Origin of the sequence: Paracoccus salsus, from assembly GCF_021556615.1 — a bacterium.
GTDB classification, from domain to species: Bacteria; Pseudomonadota; Alphaproteobacteria; order Rhodobacterales; family Rhodobacteraceae; genus Paracoccus; species Paracoccus salsus.
On record NZ_JAKGGD010000018.1, the window covers coordinates 1 to 2,500 of the forward strand.

Annotated in this window: 1 tRNA gene and 2 rRNA genes (1 of these 3 cut by a window edge); all 3 read right to left on the bottom strand. The window is 55.0% G+C overall.

Going from position 1 to position 2,500, the window contains the following annotated elements:
* Positions 1-2 precede the first annotated feature (2 nt).
* Positions 3-79: transfer RNA gene (locus tag L1965_RS15820), tRNA-Met, on the bottom strand.
* A gap of 62 nt (positions 80-141) precedes the next feature.
* A 5S ribosomal RNA gene (gene rrf / locus L1965_RS15825) occupies positions 142-256 on the bottom strand.
* Positions 257-346: 90 nt separating this feature from the next.
* A 23S ribosomal RNA gene (locus tag L1965_RS15830) occupies positions 347-2,500 on the bottom strand (it continues 692 nt past the right edge of the window).

The window sequence follows — 2,500 nt, forward strand, 5'->3', positions numbered from 1 at the left end:
TTTGGTTGCGGGGGTAGGATTTGAACCTACGACCTTCAGGTTATGAGCCTGACGAGCTACCGGGCTGCTCTACCCCGCGCCAATTGCATCGCGTTCATGCGTTCCTTTTGCATCGTTTCAGAGAGTTTCGTTTCTTTCCAGGTCTGGCGGTGACCTACTCTCCCACGTCTTGAGACGCAGTACCATCGGCGCAGCGGCACTTAACGGCCGAGTTCGGGATGGGATCGGGTGTTTTGCTCGCGCTAGGGCCACCAGACCGGGAAAGAAACGATCAGCGTTGCCTGCAAGTGCAGGTTTGTTGTCCAAGGATGCTTTTGGGAGAAGATCAATCTGTCTTCTTCCGGATCAAATCAAGCCTATCGAGCCATTAGTACCGGTCAACTGAATGCATTGCTGCACTTACATCTCCGGCCTATCGACGTGGTGGTCTTCCACGGCTCTCAAGGGATACCTTGTTTTGAGGGGGGCTTCCCGCTTAGATGCCTTCAGCGGTTATCCTGTCCGTTCATAGCTACCCAGCACTGCCGTTGGCACGACAACTGGTCCACCAGTGGAACGTTCACCCCGGTCCTCTCGTACTAGGGGCAACTCCTCTCAAGTATCCAACACCCACGGCAGATAGGGACCGAACTGTCTCACGACGTTCTAAACCCAGCTCACGTACCTCTTTAAATGGCGAACAGCCATACCCTTGGGACCTGCTCCAGCCCCAGGATGAGATGAGCCGACATCGAGGTGCCAAACGATGCCGTCGATATGGACTCTTGGGCATCATCAGCCTGTTATCCCCAGCGTACCTTTTATCCGTTGAGCGATGGCCCTTCCACTCGGGACCACCGGATCACTATGGCCGTCTTTCGACTCTGCTCGACTTGTCAGTCTTGCAGTCAGGCTGGCTTCTGCCATTGCACTCAACGAGCGATTTCCGACCGCTCTGAGCCAACCTTCGCGCGCCTCCGTTACTGTTTGGGAGGCGACCGCCCCAGTCAAACTACCCGCCACGCAGGGTCCCGGATCCGGATAACGGACCGCGGTTAGACATCAAGAGTGCGAAGGGCGGTATCTCAAGGACGGCTCCACGAGAACTAGCGTTCCCGCTTCAAAGCCTACCGCCTATCCTGCACATCGCAATCCTGATGCCAGTGCGAAGCTGTAGTAAAGGTGCATGGGGTCTTTCCGTCTAACCGCGGGAAGTCTGCATCTTCACAGACAATTCAATTTCGCTGAGTCCACATTTGAGACAGCGGGGAAGTCGTTACGCCATTCGTGCAGGTCGGAACTTACCCGACAAGGAATTTCGCTACCTTAGGACCGTTATAGTTACGGCCGCCGTTTACCGGGGCTTCAATTCAATGCTTGCACATCTCCTTTTAACCTTCCGGCACCGGGCAGGCGTCAGACCCTATACGTCGCCTTGCGGCTTCGCAGAGCCCTGTGTTTTTAGTAAACAGTCGCCACCCCCTGGTTTGTGCCCCCCGCCGACAGTTGCCTGCCAACGGGGCCTCCTTCTCGCGAACTTACGGAGGTATTTTGCCGAGTTCCTTAAATGTGGTTCTCTCAAGCGCCTTGGTATTCTCTACCAGTCCACCTGTGTCGGTTTCGGGTACGGTCTTGTGGAGGGCTATTTCCAGGAACCCCTAAGCAGCCCGATCAATCCGTTAAGATCGAACTACCCTCGGGATCCGTCACCATCTCCTGGCCCAGGAATATTAACCTGGTTCCCATCGACTACGCATTTCTGCCTCGCCTTAGGGGCCGGCTTACCCTGCTCAGATTAGCTTTAAGCAGGAACCCTTGGACTTTCGGCGACAGGGTCTCTCACCCTGTTTGTCGCTACTCATGTCAACATTCTCACTTCTGATCACTCCACCGGATGCCTCACGGCCCGGCTTCACAGTCAGAACATTGCCTCCGTTACCTGCGAACAGGCAAAAGAGGCAGCGTCCTATATCACAGAACGCTCCGCTACCACGCACATAAATGTGCATCCAAAGCTTCGGCTCGTGGCTTGAGCCCCGTTACATCTTCGCCGCAAGACCTCTTGATTAGACCAGTGAGCTGTTACGCTATCTTTAAAGGATGGCTGCTTCTAAGCCAACCTCCTGGTTGTTTTGGAAGTCTCACATGCTTTCCCACTTAGCCACGAATTGGGGGCCTTAGCTGTTGGTCAGGGTTGTTTCCCTCTCCACGACGGACGTTAGCACCCGCCGTGTGTCTCCCGGATAGTCCTCTTGGGTATTCGGAGTTTGCTTAGACTCAGTAAGGCTGTGGGCCCCCATCATCCATGCAGTGCTCTACCCCCCAAGGGATACGTCCGAGGCGCTACCTAAATAGCTTTCGCGGAGAACCAGCTATCTCCGAGTTTGATTGGCCTTTCACCCCTAGGCACAAGTCATCCCGACCTTTTTCAACAGGTGTGGGTTCGGCCCTCCAGTTGGTGTTACCCAACCTTCAGCCTGCTCATGCCTAGATCACTCGGTTTCGGGTCTGATCCGTCTGA